This is a genomic window from Pseudomonas sp. TH06 (assembly GCF_016651305.1).
GTDB lineage: Bacteria > Pseudomonadota > Gammaproteobacteria > Pseudomonadales > Pseudomonadaceae > Aquipseudomonas.
In genome coordinates, this window is the sequence record NZ_JAEKEC010000001.1 from 3,732,091 (window position 1) to 3,748,251 (window position 16,161).

Here is a 16,161-nt window from a genome sequence, read left to right on the forward strand (position 1 = left end):
GCCTAATCAGGCTCCACTTCCAGTTTCAGACTTTCATCATCCAGTCGCTCGGTATGCCGGACTGTACCTTGCAACCGCCTGCCATCAACCCGAACCACCACGGTTTTCGCCTGGTCGAGGTTTTCCGGCAACGGTGCTGGCACTCGCAGTGCAAAGCAATATGGATCATCTTCGACGGCCTCCAGACCCACTCGGCAGTGAACGCTCTTGGTGATGCGTCCGAACAAGGTGTCCAGGCCGTAATCAAGTTGCGCCGGACTGCTGATGTTAGTCACTGTGCATTCCCCCGAATGATCCTGATGGTCGCGCAGTGAGCTTAGCTCGTCGGTCGCCAGACAACATTTTCGACGCCGAATTTTTCCGCCATCGGTTTGCTGGTCTTCTGCACTTTTTCGCGGCCGAAGCGCGGGATTCGACCGACCCCCGCGTCGCAGCTTGCCCAATGCCACGCCTCGGCGTTGTCCATTTTGTCCGAGCGGATAATGAACGACTTGGGCGTGCCGTGAAGGGTGTATTCAATGACGTAGAGTTTTGCGTTGTTCATAAAGCCCGTATTCCTCCCTGTGGTAATAGAGGGATCGCAGCGCGCGTGGAAAATTCACTCGGATTGTCCGACGGTTTTCGCCATTGGCGACGAAATGGCCGACTGGTTACCATGGCGCTTCCGCTAACCCCAATGAATGCTCGCCATGGCCCTCGCCGCACCTCCCGATCTGAGTGACACCGATGTGCCCGTGCAACCGCTGGCGCGCACCTATCCGCGTGGGCTGTTTATCGAGCCGCATGAGCATGTCTGGGGGCAGTTGTTGTATGCGATGAGCGGGGTGATGTGGGTCGAGACGCCGCACGAGGCCTTGGTAGTGCCACCGCAGCGGGCGGTGTGGTTGCCGCCGGGTGTGCCGCACGGGATTCGCGTGGTGTCGGATTTGCAGATGCGCAATATCTATCTGCGCCCGGCGCTGGCGGCGACGCTGGATGAGACAGTGCAGGTGATCGAGGTCGGCGGGTTGTTGCGCGAATTGATCGTCGGCCTGGTGGAGCAGGGCGACAGTGGTGCGCCGGAGTATTACGAGGCGCTGGTCGGGCTGGCGTTGCTGGAGCTGAAACGCGCAAGGCGTTCACAGTTGAAGATTCCGCTGCCGGATGATTCCGATCGGCGCTTGATGAATCTGTGTCAGGCGGTGATGGCGTCACCGTCGCTGGAAATTCCCTTCGAACAGCACGCGGAGAACGCCGGCGCCAGCGTGCGCACGCTGGCGCGGTTGTTCAAGGACAGCCTCGGCATGGGTTTCGCCGAATGGCGGCGGCAGGTACAGCTGGCGACGGCGGTGGCGGAGTTGATCCAGGGCGTGGCGGTGAGTGTGATTGCCCGTGAACTGGGTTATTCGCCGAGCAGTTTCAGTGACATGTTCCGCCGTGAGCTGGGCGTCGCCCCGTCGCAATTCATGATTCAAAGCGTTTGATCAGACTGGCTAATACCTGTAGGAGTGAGCCTGCTCGCGATAGCGGTGTGTCATTCAACTATCCATCAGCAGACACGCCGCTATCGCGAGCAGGCTCACTCCTACAAGGGATTGTGTTGGTTCCAAAGGGTTGGCCGAAATTCAGAAGTCCTTGGCCGGTACCCTTTGCAGCCTTTCCCTAGACTCTGCCCATTCCCTTCACGCGGCGGAGTTCTCCCATGAACTACTTGATTTCGCTAGCCATCGGTCTGGGCGTCGGCCTGCTCTACGGCGCGCTGGACTTTCGTTCTCCAGCCCCACCGGCGATTGCGCTGGTCGGTCTGCTCGGCATGTTGGCAGGTGAGCAGTTGTGGCCGATGGGTCGGCAACTGGTGGCGGGCTGGCTGTCCTGAATCTCCTTTTTTCCATTCGGTGGATGTGTCTATGAAAGCACTGCAATTCGATAAAACCGGCGACTTGTCTTCCCTGCGCTACGTCGAGGTGCCGACGCCGGTATCGGGCGCCGATGAGGTGCTGGTGCAGATCAAGGCTGCCGGCCTGAACCCCAGTGACGTGAAAAACGTCCTTGGGCGTTTCCCCTACACCACGCTGCCACGCATTCCCGGTCGTGACTTCGCCGGTGTCGTGGTCGAAGGTCCGCAGGCGTTGATCGGCCAGGAAGTCTGGGGTACCGGTCGTGAGTTGGGCTTTTTTGCCGACGGTTCCCATGCGCAATTCGTCAAACTGCCGGCCAACGGCGTGGCGCACAAACCGTCGCACCTGAGTTTCACCCAGGCCGCCAGCCTCGGTGTGCCGTACACCACGGCGTGGGATGCGCTGGAGCGCAGCCTCGTCACCGCTGAAACCCGTTTGCTGGTGATCGGCGGCGGTGCAGTCGCCACGGCAGCGTTGGCGCTGGCCAAAGTCCGTGGTGCGCAATTGCTGGCAGCGGCGCGTCGGCCGGAGCAGGTCAAGGACTTGCAGGCGCAGGGTTATCAAACGATTCAACTGGATAAACCCGAAGACCTCGGCGCGCAGGTCAACGCGGTGTATCAAGGCGGCGCCGATGTGATTTTCGACACCACTGGTTTCTGGTTGCCAGCCTCGGTGGCGGCATTGGCCACGTTCGGTCGCATTGCCATCATCGCCGCGCCGGTGGATGGTCATGTGCAGTTGCCCGCACTGGCGTTGTACCGCAAGGGTGGCTCGGTGGTCGGAATCAACTCGCTGCTGTATGGCGTTGCAGCCTGTGCGGCGATGCTTGAGCAGTTCGGCCGGTTCTTCGATGAAGGCTTGTTGCCGTTGCCGCAAGGGTTGGTCGAGGCGCCGTTGGCTGAGGGCCTGGCGCGCTACTCCGACGTCAACCAGGGCAGCGGCGACAAAGTCATCCTCATTCCCTGATACACCGCAAAACCCCTTGTAGGCCTTCGCCTGCTCGCGATCACGGTTTGTCAGTTGATACATAGCTGACTGACACACCGCTATCGCGAGCAGGCTCACTCCTACAGTTGATTTGTGTGGGGTTCAGGATTGCGGAACGCCGTTTTCCCATGCTGACCAGTTCTTGAGGATGTCCTGCACCAGTGGATTACCCGCGCGATAAAGGTTTTCCAGCGCCGGCACAAATCCACCCTGATCGGCATATTTGAGCAGGTTGTTCACCTCACTTCCGCCCGGTTCAGGACGGTCGAAATCGGAACCGGCGCGCACCACGGCCAGACGTTGCACATCCACCAGACCTTCGCGGCTGGCGCGCAGCAGCGCTTCATAGGTCGAGTTGTCTTCCTGTTGCGTTGTGCAGTATTCGCCTTTGTTGTCGGTCAACAGTTTGGTCCAGACCTCGGCCCGTTCGCTCAGACGCGTGCCCGAGAACCAGGTGTTGCCCGCCAGCGTGTCGCAACGGGTGACGACGGGCGGCTGATTAGCCGGTGCGGAGGGATATTTAAGGCGCCATGCGGCCGATTCCTTGCTCTCGCTCAGTTCGACTTTGTGGCTGAGGGCGAAGGCTTTGGCTTGCAGTTTCGGGTTGAGTTCGAAGACTTCGGTCTTGTAGTCCAGCGGTGGTTTTTCGTTCGGGCCTTGGGTGTTGATGCCCAGGTAACCGGTCGGCCAAGTCGACGGCACATCGCGTGAATCGATCTCCCACTGCGTACCGAATTCCACCAGGTAATGCGCCCATGCGGCGGTGCCGATGGTGCCGTGTTTGGGGCTGATCCCGGCAATCCCGGCGATCAGGAAATAGCTTTTGCGCAAGTCGAATTTCGGCGACAGGGCCAGCGCCAGGGTCGAGGCGGCAGCATTGGTCTGGCCCATGCCGGTGGTCAGCAGGCACACCTGCCGGGCGTTGCAACGGATGCTCGGGTATTCGGCAGAAAGGCCCGGCACGCGGATTTCCTGCTTCAATTCGAGGCGATCAATCCAGTGCTGCGCCTCGGGAGCGAACATGGTGATCAGCACGACTTTTGGTTGAATCGGTGCTTCGCTCGCCCAAACGCTGGAAGAGAGCAGGGCTGCACCGGCCAGGGTGAGACGCGTCATTGCTTGCATGAAACCTCCTGAAGATCAGAACTGATAACCGACGCCGGCGTAGTAACCCCTGCCATTGGAGCGCGCGCGGAAATTACCGTCGCCGAAGTTCAGCTCGCTGCCGTCCTCCCAGTTGCCGCCGTTGTGGAAATAACGCCCGACCAGGGTGAAGCGCAAGTGGGTGAACGAGTACAGCAACACGTTGGTCGCCACGGTCGCGTTGGCGGTGCGCGCCGGGTTGTCCTTGTGGATGTCCGAGCCGAAATCGAAGTTGGTGAAACCGATGTAGGTCAGCGACGCGCCGTTGCTGAATTTGTCGATCGGCACGATGTATTTGAGCTGAGCGCGGTAGCCGTCCCACGAATATTCATTGCTCGCGCCGTAGTTTTCCCACTGATAACGCCCATACAGGTTGGCCGACAAGTTGACCCGCGAATGGGTGTCGATGTCAGTGCCGAAGCCGCTGTAGAGGGTGTTGGCGCGGTTCTCTTTGCGGCTGCCGTGGTCGTAGATCCAGTCGAACGCGACGTACCATTCCTTGAACGGGCCGATGGCCAGGCTACGGCCAGCGAGGTAGTCGATGGAGATGCGCGGTTCGTGTTCCATGAACACTGGCGAGCCGTGATCCCACACGCCTTTGTCGTGGCTGTTGCCGATGTTGAAGATCTTCGGGATGTCGATGTAGCCGTACAGTTCGAACGGACCCTTGCGGCCGAAGTATTCGTATTCCAGGTAGATATCGTCGGCCGGCTGCGGGCCGAAGCTGATGTCTTTGCTGCCGATCAACATCAGGTCCTGGTTGTACCAGTCCGACAGGTAGGCGCCTTTTTTCGGTGGGCTGGCTTCGGGGCTGAGGGCTTCGCCCTGAGCGGACTCTTCCGGCAGTGCAGGTTGGGCGAGGGCGCTGTGGCTGAGAAGTCCGGTAACGCCGGCCAGTAGCAGGGAAACAGCAAACGTGCGCGCAAATGGGGCGCGAAGTGAGGCAGCGGGGTGCATTCAAAGTCCTTTTTTACGGATCGAGGCCCGGTTTCTGCGGACCTGTAGGGGGTTGTCGGGAAAATGCCGGTATTGACGGTTCGCAAACGTTTGCACAAGCCGTACCAAAGTTTTCAATTCTCTGATATTTCGTCGATTTCAACGGTTTTTCTGACAGAACGATCACTTTTTTCAAAAGCGCAAAAAATGCCGGCGGGTATGACTCCTGTGGCGAGGAGATTTATCCCCGATGGGGCGCAGCGGCCCTTGAAAGCGGGGCCTGCTGCGCGGTCCATCGGGGATAAATCCCCTCGCCACAAAAGCCATGTCAAAGGCCCGTCGGTACGGGCTGAAACGCTTATTCCAGACGCCTCTAGTCTTAAAGTATTAACACCATTTAATCAGTGCCCCATTGCTGGGCGTCTACTAGCTTTGTCCCCAATCAACGGTTTTGTGATGACCGTCGCAGTCTTGATTCGCGTGTGGAATAAGCACGGCTCTGCGCGCCTTCAAGGAAGAAATTGGCCACGACAAGGAGTAGCCCGTGGAAGCAAGGTTTGGTGTCGCCCTCGTTTCGCGTTTTTCCCCACTTTCCCTTGCTGTGCACCTGAGCGTCGCCGGGCTTCTGTTCGGCGGCGTCAGCGAGCAGGCGTTTGCGACCTGCTCGGCAGCAGGTTCGACGATTACCTGTTCGGGCGTGCCGACGCTGCCGCTGTTTCTCAATGACTACAGCAGTGCCACCAGCGGATTGACGGTCAACGTCGCCAACGGCGCGCAGATGAACGCGACACTTGGCGGCAAGGTCATCAACCTGACCGGGGCCAACATCAACCTGAACAACTCCGGCACCCTCGACCCGGCGTTGCTGGGCCTGGTCTCGATCCTCAGTGGCGGCGCATTCATCGGCACCGGCGCGACCAGCACGGTGAGCATCGTCAACAACACTACCGGGCTCATTCGCGGTACCGGCATGTTGCTCGGCCTCAACCTGACCAGCATCGATGGGCTGGGGATTGCCGTGAACAACTCGGTGTCGGGTACTACGACCATCACCAACGACGGCACGATTACCTCGACCGGACTGTCGGTCGGCGGGATCACACTGGCCGATACGCCAGTGGTCGGGGTCTATGGCGGTTCGCAAGTCAACATGACCAACAGTGCCAGTGGCACGATCAACGGCCGGATCGCGTTCGAGACTTCGGTAGCGGGCAACACCTTCACCAACGCCGGCAACATCACCGGCGGCGTGTCGATGGGCGCGGGCAGTACCAACACCTTCTACGCGATCACAGGTTCGAGCGTTAACGTTGGTGACGGCGTGCAAGTCAGCGCCGGCCTCGGTGGCCTGATCGGTGTCAACCTGACCTTCGCTCCGACCGGGACCATTGATGGCGGCGCGGCCGGTACCAACACGCTTATCCTGCAAAACCCGATCGGCCTTGGCGGTGGCACGACCGGAACCGGCACGGCGTCCAGCTCGACCTACGTCAACTTCAACAACCTGACCCTCAACAGCGGCACCTGGACCTTGCAGGGACCACTGGTCAGCGGTGCGACCACGCTCAATGGCGGTGTTGCGCAGTTTAACAACAACGCCACTTTCGGCAGCGGTGTGATCACCTCCAATGGCGGGATCATTCAGGCCAGCAACGCCGGTCTGAACCTCAGCAATCTGATCTCGCTCGGCGCTGGCGGCCTGACCGTGCAAGGCACCAACGGCTCGACTCTGAGTGGCGTGATTTCCGGCAGCGGCGGCTTGACCAAGATTGGCAGCGGCCAGTTGAACCTCAACGGGATCAACACCTACACCGGTAACACTCTTCTCAACGGTGGCGTGGTGGCGGTGGGTAACAACTCGGCATTCAGCACTGGTGGCATTACCATCGGCGGCTCGACAAGTTTGTCGACGTCGGGACCGATTTCGCTGAGCAATGCGCTGACCCTAAACAGCACCATGACGGCGACCGGCACCGGTGCGCTGACCCTGGGCGGGGTGATCAGCGGCGCCGCCAACCTGACCAAAACCGGCAGCGGCAGCCTGACCCTCAACGGCATCAACACCTACACCGGGATTACCACCCTCAGTGCCGGTACCTTGCGTGTCGGCAACAACAACGCATTGGGCACCGGCGTGCTCAACACCAGCACCGGCACCAGCCTCGACAGTACCGCCAACGTGACTCTGGCCAACAACGTCGGTATCACCGGTGCACTGAACGTGCTCGGCAGCAATGCCCTGACGTTGTCCGGCATCGTCTCCGGCACCGGCGGCATTACCAAGAGCGGCAGCGCCAGCCTGACCCTGACCGGCAACAACACCAACAGCGGCACCACCGCCCTCAATGGCGGCACCTTGCTCGTCGGCAGCAACACCGCCCTCGGCACGAGTGCACTGAGCGCTGCCGCTGGCACTACGCTGGATGCGACCACGGCAGTGACGCTGGCCAATGCGCTGTCGCTGGCGGCGGATCTGACCATCGGCGGCACGCAGGCCCTGGGCTTGAGCGGCGTCATCAGCGGTGCCGGCAACCTGATCAAAAGCGGCACGGCCAACCTGACCCTCAGCGGCAACAACACCTTCTCCGGCGGCACTGCACTCAACAACGGCACACTGATCGTCGGCTCCAACACCGCGCTCGGTACCGGTGCACTGACCACGGCAACGGGCACTACTCTTGATGCCAGCACCACCGTGGCCCTGAGCAACGCCGTCGCCCTCGGCGGCAATCTGAACGTCGCCGGCAACGCCAACCTGACCCTCGGCGGTGTTGTCAGCGGCAGCGGCGGTTTGACCAAGAACGGCGCGGCCAACCTGATTCTCAATGGCGCCAACACTTTCAGTGGCGGCACCACCCTCAACGCCGGGACCCTGACCGTCGGCAATGCCGCCGCACTGGGTAGTGGCAGCCTGACCGTCGCGAATGCCGCGACCCTCGACAGCAACACCTCGGTCATCCTCAACAACAACGTTGCGCTCAACGGCAACCTGGCCATCGGCGGCAGCAGCGGCATGATCCTGGGCGGCGTGCTCAGCGGCGCCAGTCAGTTGATCAAGAACGGCACCGCCAACCTGACACTCAATGGCGCCAACACCTTCACCGGTGGCACTGCGCTCAACGCCGGCAGCCTGACCGTCGGCAACGGCGCGGCACTCGGCACCGGCACGCTGACCGTCGGTGGTGCGGGCGGCTCACTCAACAGCAGCGCCAACGTGACGCTGAACAACGCGATTGCGCTGAACGCCAACCTCACCGTCGGCGTCGCCAACCCGCTGACCCTTGGCGGGGTCATCAGCGGTGGCAGCAACCTGATCAAGGGCGGTACTTCGACCCTGACCCTGACCGGCAACAACACCTACACCGGCGCTACGTCACTGAATGCCGGGACACTGATTGTCGGCTCCAACACTGCCCTTGGCACCGGCGTGCTCAACGCCGGCAACACCACCACGCTGGACGCCAGCACCGCGACGAGCCTGGCCAACAACGTCAACCTCGGCGGTAACGTGACCATCGGCGGCAGCAACGCGCTGACCCTCGCCGGCGTGGTCTCCGGTGTCGGCGGCCTGACCAAAAGCGGCCCCGCCGACCTGATCCTCAACGGCGCCAACACCTACTTCGGCAACACCGCACTCAATGTCGGCAAACTGATCGTCGGCAGCAATACCGCGATCGGCAGCGGCGCATTGAACGCAGCGGCCGGCACCACGCTGGACACCAACACTGCCGTCACCCTGGGCAATCAGGTCAACCTCGCAGGCGCCATGAACATCGGCGGCAGTGCGGATCTGACCCTCACCGGCACCGTCGCCGGAGCCGGCAGCCTGGTGAAGAACGGTGCGGCCAATCTCAATCTGAATGGCACCAATACCTACGTCGGCGGCACCACGCTCAACGCCGGTAGTGTGACTGTCGGCAACAGTTCGGCGCTGGGCACCGGTGCCCTGACCGTCGGCGGTGCGGCGACGCTGGACAGCAGTTCGCCGCTGGCCAGTCTGGCCAACGCGGTGGTGCTCAATGCGGCACTGAGCGTCGGCGGCACCCAAGACCTGACCCTCGGCGGTGTGATCAGCGGCGCCGGTCAATTGATCAAGAACGGCGCGGCCAACCTGACAGTCAACGGCACCAACACCTACAGTGGTGGCAGCACGCTGAATGCGGGAACGCTGACACTGGGCTCGGCCGGTGCATTGGGCAGTGGCGGCTTGACCGTCGGCGGCGCTTCTACGCTGGATACCAGCACCGGGATGACCGTCGGTAACAACATCACCCTCAACGCCGGCCTGACCCTGGCCGGCAGCAACACCCTGAACCTCAGCGGCGTGATTGATGGCGCCGGCAGCCTGACCAAGGATGGCTTTGGCGATCTGACGCTCAGCGGCAACAATACTTTCACCGGCGCGCTGAACATCGCCTCCGGCAGCCTTACCACGGTGAGCAGCGGGGCGCTCGGCAACACCTCCGGCGCCAACATCAGCGCTGGTGCCAGTCTCTATCTCAACAGCAGCGCCAGCCTCGACGGGTTGAGCGGTAGCGGCAGTGTGCAAATCGCCGGCGGCAATACTCTGACCGTGGGCGGTGTGAGCAATACCAGCACCTTCGACGGCGACCTCGGTGGCAGCGGTGCGTTGACCAAAGTCGGTACCGGCACGCTGAACCTCACCGGCAGCAGCGGCATCACCGGCAACACCAACGTCAACGGCGGTACGCTGAATCTCACCGGATCGCTCGCCAGTTCCCAGCTCAACGTCAACAACGGCGCCACCCTCACAGGTACCGGTTCGGCACTGGGCTTCATCACCATCAACAGCGGTGGTCATCTGGCGCTGTCCTCGGGCAATACCCTGTCAGCCTCGTCGCTGATCCTCACAGCCAACAGTAATGTCGACGCGAGCCTCGCCACGCCATCGACCACTTCGCTGATGAACATTGGCGGCAACCTGACCCTCGACGGCAATCTCAACGTCACCGATGCTGGCGGTTTCGGTGTCGGGGTCTACCGCTTGTTCAACTACATCGGTGCGCTGACCGACAACGGTCTGACCGTGGCCGGTGTGCCGGTGGGCTACGGCCTCGGCGACATCCTCGTGCAGACCCTGGGCAATCAGGTCAACCTTATCGTGTCGGCGCCGAACACCAACCTGCGTTTCTGGGACGGTAGCCAGACGATTCCGAACGGCACGGTGGATGGTGGCAGCGGAACGTGGAATGCCGGCGGCACCAACTGGACCAATTCCAACGGCACGCTGAACCAGACCTGGGCCGGCGACTTCGCGGTGTTCCAGGGCACGGCGGGCACGGTGTCGGTCAACGGCACGCAACTGTTTACCGGGATGCAATTCCTCACCGATGGCTACAACGTGGTCAACGGCACGTCGGGTCTGCTGACCGCCGTCAACGGCAGCGGTGGCACCACGGCGATGCGCGTTGATCCGGGCGTGACCGCCACGGTCGGCGTGAACATCGACGGCAGCGGCATTATCAACAAACTCGACGCGGGCACCCTGGTGCTTAACGGCGCCAACAGTTATAGCGGTGGCACGCAACTGGACGGCGGCACGCTGGTGGTCGGCAGCAACACCGCACTGGGCACCGGCGCGTTGATCGCCAATGCCGGCACGCAACTGGACAGCAACACCGCCGTGACACTGGCCAACGCTGCCACGCTGAATGGCAACCTCACGGTGCTCGGCAGCAACGCGCTGACCCTCAACGGTGTCATTTCCGGCACCGGCGGTTTGATCAAGAACGGTTCAGCCAGCCTGACCCTCGGCGGCAATAACGCCTTCCTCGGCCCGGTGGCACTGAACGCGGGTGGGCTGATTCTGGCGTCGAACAGCGCGCTGGGCTCTGCCACCCTGAACGCGGCGAACGGCACTACCCTGGATGCCAGCGGCACCTTCACGGCGGGTAACGCGATCAACCTAGCGGGCAACGTCGGCATCGTCGGCAGCAACGATCTGACACTCAGCGGAGCCATCAACGGCGCCGGCAGCCTGACCAAGAACGGCGCAGCCAACCTGATCCTGTCCGGGGCCAACAACTTCCTCGGCGGCGTTACCCTGAATGCCGGCACCCTGACCGCCGGCAGCAATGGCGCCCTCGGTCTGGGCAACCTCACCGTGGCCGGGGCTTCGTCCCTGGACAGCAACACTTCGGTGTCCCTCGGCAACAACGTGGTGCTCAACGCCAACCTGACCAACACCGGCACCAGCGACGTGGCCCTCAGCGGCGTCGTCAGCGGCGCGGGTGGGTTGATCAAGAACGGCGCCTCCAACCTGACCCTCAACGGTATCAACAGCTATAGCGGCGGCACCACGCTGAACGCCGGCACCGTGACGCTTGGCACCTCGGCGGGCCTGGGCTCCGGCGCGGTGACTGTAGCGGGCGCGTCGACCCTCGATACCACTGCGCCGCTGGTGCTGGCCAACAACATCAACGTCAATGCCAACCTGAGCGTGGCCGGCAACAACAACCTGACCCTCGGCGGTGTGATTGCCGGTGCAGGCACCTTGACCAAGAATGGTTTGGCCGATCTGACGCTGTCCGGCAACAACACCTTCAGCGGCACCTTCGATGTGCAGTCCGGCAGCCTGACCACGCTGGGCAACTCGGCACTGGGCAGCAACGCCGGGGTCAATCTCGGCGCTGCGGCGACCCTCAACCTCGGCGGCTCCGGCAGCCTCGCCAGCCTGACCGGCAGCGGTACCGCACTGATCGGCGGCGGTAACACGCTGGGTATCGGCGGCAACAACGCCAGCAGCATTTTCGACGGCGTGCTCACCGGCGCCGGCGAGTTGAACAAACTCGGCACTGGCACCCTGACGCTGACCGGTATCAACAGCCTGACCGGTAATACCACCGTCAACGCCGGCACCTTGAACGTCAATGGCTCGCTCGACAGTGCCAGTGTGCTGGTCAACAGTGGCGGTACTCTGGCCGGCAGCGGCGCGCTCGGCGGGGCAGTGACGGTGGCTGATGGCGGGCATCTGGCCGGGGTCACCGGCAATACCCTGTCGGTGAATTCGCTGGTGCTCAACGCCAATTCCAACTTCGATGTCGGCCTCGGCACCCCGGTGTCCGGTGGCGGCAACGCACTGGTCAATGTCGGCGGCAACCTGACTCTCGACGGCACTCTCAACGTCAGCGACATCGGCGGCTTCGGCAGCGGCGTGTATCGCCTGATCAACTACACCGGCGGTCTCACCGACAACGGCATGCTGATCGGCACGGTGCCGGGCAGCGTCACCCCCGGCGACCTGACCCTGCAAACCGCGCTGGCCAACCAGATCAACCTGCTGGTCACCGCACCGGGCGTCACCGTGCAGTTCTGGGACGGCAATCAACTGATCGCCAACGGTTCGGTGGATGGCGGCAGCGGCACCTGGGGCACCGGCACCACCAACTGGACCGACGTCAACGGCACCACCAATCAGGCCTGGACCAACAACTTCGCGGTGTTCCAGGGCACTGCGGGCACGGTCACGGTCAACGGCGCACAAACCATCACCGGCATGCAGTTCGTCACCGATGGCTACAGCCTGCAAAACGGCACGGCGGGCTCACTGAATCTGGTCAACGGTTCGCTGGGCAATGCGACCGTGCGAGTAGACCCGAACGCCACCGCAACGATCGGTGTGGCGCTCAACGGCGCCGGTACACTCGGCAAATACGACACCGGCACGCTGGTGCTCAACGCGGCCAACGGTTACACCGGCGGCACCGCGCTCAATGGCGGCAAGATCGTGGTCGGCAACAACGCGGCGCTCGGTACTGGTGTGTTGACCGCCGCTAACGGCACCGCGCTGGACAGCCACACCGCTGTCACCCTCGGCAACGACGTGGTGCTCAATGGTGGCTTGACCGTCGCCGGCAGCAACGCGTTGACCCTCGGCGGCGTGGTCAGCGGCAGCGGCAGTCTGATCAAGACTGGCGCTTCCAGCCTGACCCTCAACGGCAGCAACACCTACAGCGGCGGCACCCAACTCGGTGGCGGCACGCTGATCCTCGGCAACAACAGCGCGTTGAGCAGCGGTGCGCTGAGCGTGACCGGCAACGGCAGCCTCGACAGCACTTCGGCGCTGCAACTGGCCAACGCCATCAACCTCGGTGCACAACTGACGCTTGCCGGTAACCAGAACACCAGCCTGATCGGCGCGATCACCGGCAGCGGCAGTCTGCTGAAAAACGGCACGGGTGACCTGGTGCTCAGCGGTGCCAACACCTACAGCGGTGGCACCACGCTGAACGGCGGCAACACCACGGGTGACTCCAGCAGCCTGCAAGGTGCGATCGTCAACAACGCGGCGCTGACCTTCGCGCAAAACGCCGACGGCAGCTACACCGGCAACCTCACCGGCACCGGCACGCTGAATAAAACCGGCAGCGGTCAGTTGCTGCTGACCGGCAACAACACCTTCACTGGCAACACTTCGGTGCAGGCCGGCAATCTGATCGTCAACGGTGTGCTCAACAGTGCCAACGTCAACGTCGCCAGCGGTGCGAAAATCGGCGGTGGCGGGCAGCTCGGCGGGGCGGTGCAACTGGCCAGCGGTGCAACCTTGCTCGGGGGTGGCACGGCGACGCCGTTGTCGGTCGGCTCGCTGGCGTTGTCCTCTGGCACTAATCTGGACTTCAGCCTCGGCTCGGCGGCCAGCTCCACTACCGTGGTCAATGTGGCAGGGAACCTGACCCTCGACGGCACCCTGAACATCAGCAACGCCGGCGGCTTCGGCACCGGGGTCTATCAACTGTTCAGTTACGGCGGCAGCCTGACCGACAACGGTCTGGTCTATGGCAGCCTGCCCGTGTCGGCAGCCAACCTGACCCTGCAAACCGCCATCGCCAATCAGATCAACCTGCTGGTGCAAGGCACGCCGGGTGAGGTGCAGTTCTGGAACGGTGGCACCACCAATCCGGATGGCAGCATCGGTGGCGGCAGCGGCGTGTGGGGCCCGGGCACCAATTGGACCGATCCGACCGGCACCCAGGCGTTGGCTTCCAACGGTCAGTTCGCCGTGTTTGGCGGGCAGGGCGGGACGGTCACCGTGCAGGGCAATCAGAACTTCACCGGCCTGCAATTCCTCGCCAGCGGTTACAGCCTGGTGCCAGGCGCGGGTGGCACGCTGACGCCGGTAAACGGAGCTGACGGCAGCCTGGCGCCAGTGCGCGTCAACGCTGGGGGCAGTGCGGAAATTTCCACCCCGCTGGTGGGGACTGGCGGCATCGAGAAACTCGATTCCGGCACCTTGATCCTCAGTGGCGCCAATACCTACAGCGGGGGCACCACCGTCAGCGGCGGTACGCTGATCGGTAATACCACCAGCCTGCAAGGCAACATCCTCAACAACGCCTCGCTGGTGTTCCAGCAGAACGTCAATGGTCAGTTCAACGGTCGCCTCAACGGTCTCGGCGCGATGCTCAAACGTGGTGCCGGGACCTTACTGTTGACCGGTGACCAACCGTTCAGCGGCACGGTGTCGGTCGATCAAGGCGTGCTGCAAGTCGGCAGCCGCGCCGCGCGGGCTTCGTTGGGAGGTCAAGTGACCGTGGCCAATGGCGCCGGACTGAGCGGTAACGGCAGCGTCGGCTCGGTGGTCAACCACGGTGTGGTGGCGTCGGGTGCCGAGGCCGGGACGTTGAGCGTGGCCGGCAACCTGACCAATGCCTCTGACGGCGTTTTGGCCTTGACGGTCAGTTCGCCAACCGCCACGCCATTGGCCGTTGGCGGCACGGCTTCGCTGGGCGGCGGTTTGCAGGTCAACTCGCTGGCACCGTTCACCGGCAATACCACCTACTCGCTGATTACTGCAGGCGGCGGTGTCACCGGCACGTTCAGCAGCGCCGATCTGCCGCAATACGCCTTCCTCGACAGTTCGCTGGTGTACGGTGCCGATTCGGTGACGCTGGCGGTCAGCCGCAACGGCAACTCGTTCGCCGATGTCGCCGCGACCGGCAACCAGAGCGCTACCGCTTCGGCGTTGTCGCGTAACGGCGCCGCCGGTGCGGCGTTGCAGAACCAGATCGTCAACCTCAGTGTGGCCGGTGCGCGCAACGCCTTCGACAGCCTGTCTGGCGAAATCCACGCCAGCACCGCCAGCGCGATTCTCGAAGATTCGCGATATGTGCGCGAAGCCGTCAACGATCGCATGCGTCAACCGTCGTGCAGTGCGCCGGATGATCCACGCCGTGCCCTGGCGCCAAGTGACAACCAACTGAGCAGCAACGGTTGCCATGGCGAAATGGTTGGCTGGGCTCGCGCACTCGGCGCCTGGGGTGAATCGGATGGCGACAGCAACAGCGCCAAACTTGATCGCAACCTCAGCGGCTTCCTGCTCGGCACCGACAAGCAGATCGATGACCAGTGGCGCGTGGGCATGGCCGCCGGTTACACCCGCAGCGATCTCGATGCCCATGATCGTCGTTCGGATGCCACGGTCGACAGCTACCACCTGGCCGCTTACCTCAACTCGCAGTTCGATGCTCTGGCAGTGCGCCTCGGCGCGGCTTACAGCTGGCACGACATCGAGACCAAACGCAACGTCAGCGTCGGCACTTACAACGACCGCTTGAAGGCCAACTACGATGCGCGCAGCGCCCAGGTGTTCGGTGAAGTCGGTTACACGATCGATGCCGCCGGGATTGCCCTGGAACCGTTCGCCGGTCTCGCCTACGTCAACTATGACACCGACAAGGCCAAGGAAAAGGGCGGCGTAGGGCGCCTGGAAGCGGATGCCGATCAAGACATCACGTTCTCGACCCTCGGCCTGCGCGCCGGCAAAGTCATCACCCTGAGCAACGGCGGGCAATTCACCCCGCGCGCGGCGATCGGCTGGCGGCATGCCTTCGGCGACACCAAACCTGACGCCGACCTGACCTTCATCGACGGCGGCGCCTCGTTCAGTACGCAGGGCGTGCCGATCGCCAAGGACAGCGCCATCGTCGAAGCCGGCGTGGACTTCCAGATCAGCCCGACCGGCAAACTCGGGGTCGGTTACTCAGGGCAACTGTCGAACGACAGCAACGATCACGCGATGACCATCAGCTTCAGCCTTGGCTTCTGAATTAGGGTCGAAGCACTTTTAGCCGCCCGCAAGGGCGGTTTTTTTTTAGGGGCAAAAGATCAAAAGATCGCAGCCTGCGGCAGCTCCTACAGAGAAACGCGATTTTCTATGTAGGAGCTGTCGCAGGCTGCGATCTTTTGATCTTGAGTTTTC

Annotated in this window: 8 protein-coding genes; 4 read left to right on the forward strand and 4 right to left on the reverse strand. The window is 62.7% G+C overall.

What is annotated here, in order from left to right:
• Positions 1-2: 2 nt before the first annotated feature.
• Together JFT86_RS16805 and JFT86_RS16810 are read right to left on the reverse strand one after the other, a co-directional pair.
• Positions 3-275: a hypothetical protein gene (locus tag JFT86_RS16805; RefSeq protein ID WP_201237532.1), complete on the reverse strand. Its 273-nt coding sequence runs from the start codon at positions 273-275 to the stop codon at positions 3-5.
• A 41-nt stretch (positions 276-316) separates the two neighbouring features.
• Positions 317-544, reverse strand: coding sequence for a DUF6555 family protein (locus JFT86_RS16810; protein ID WP_008081484.1), 228 nt, complete (start codon positions 542-544; stop codon positions 317-319).
• Positions 545-680: 136 nt separating this feature from the next.
• Between JFT86_RS16810 and JFT86_RS16815 the strand changes: the two genes are divergently transcribed.
• The 3 genes from JFT86_RS16815 (at position 681) to JFT86_RS16825 (ending at position 2,843) form a co-directional block, all read left to right on the forward strand.
• Positions 681-1,463, forward strand: a complete 783-nt coding sequence (locus tag JFT86_RS16815; protein WP_201237533.1) for a helix-turn-helix transcriptional regulator — start codon at positions 681-683, stop codon at positions 1,461-1,463.
• A gap of 218 nt (positions 1,464-1,681) precedes the next feature.
• Entirely contained in the window at positions 1,682-1,855 is a 174-nt protein-coding gene (locus JFT86_RS16820; protein ID WP_007969534.1) for a DUF1427 family protein, read from the forward strand.
• Between the two features lie 31 nt (positions 1,856-1,886).
• Positions 1,887-2,843, forward strand: coding sequence for a zinc-binding alcohol dehydrogenase family protein (locus JFT86_RS16825; protein WP_201237534.1), 957 nt, complete (start codon positions 1,887-1,889; stop codon positions 2,841-2,843).
• 123 nt (positions 2,844-2,966) lie between these two features.
• Here the strand turns inward: JFT86_RS16825 and JFT86_RS16830 are convergent, their stop codons facing one another.
• On the reverse strand, positions 2,967-3,989 hold the full coding sequence (locus JFT86_RS16830; RefSeq protein ID WP_201237535.1) for a purine nucleoside permease: 1,023 nt from the start codon (positions 3,987-3,989) through the stop codon (positions 2,967-2,969).
• Between the two features lie 15 nt (positions 3,990-4,004).
• Entirely contained in the window at positions 4,005-4,964 is a 960-nt protein-coding gene (locus JFT86_RS16835) for a nucleoside-specific channel-forming protein Tsx (RefSeq protein ID WP_201237536.1), read from the reverse strand.
• Positions 4,965-5,487: 523 nt separating this feature from the next.
• Here JFT86_RS16835 and JFT86_RS16840 point away from each other — a divergent pair.
• A complete protein-coding gene (locus JFT86_RS16840) occupies positions 5,488-16,008 on the forward strand; it encodes an autotransporter-associated beta strand repeat-containing protein (protein WP_201237537.1) in 10,521 nt (3,506 codons plus the stop codon).
• Positions 16,009-16,161 lie beyond the last annotated feature (153 nt).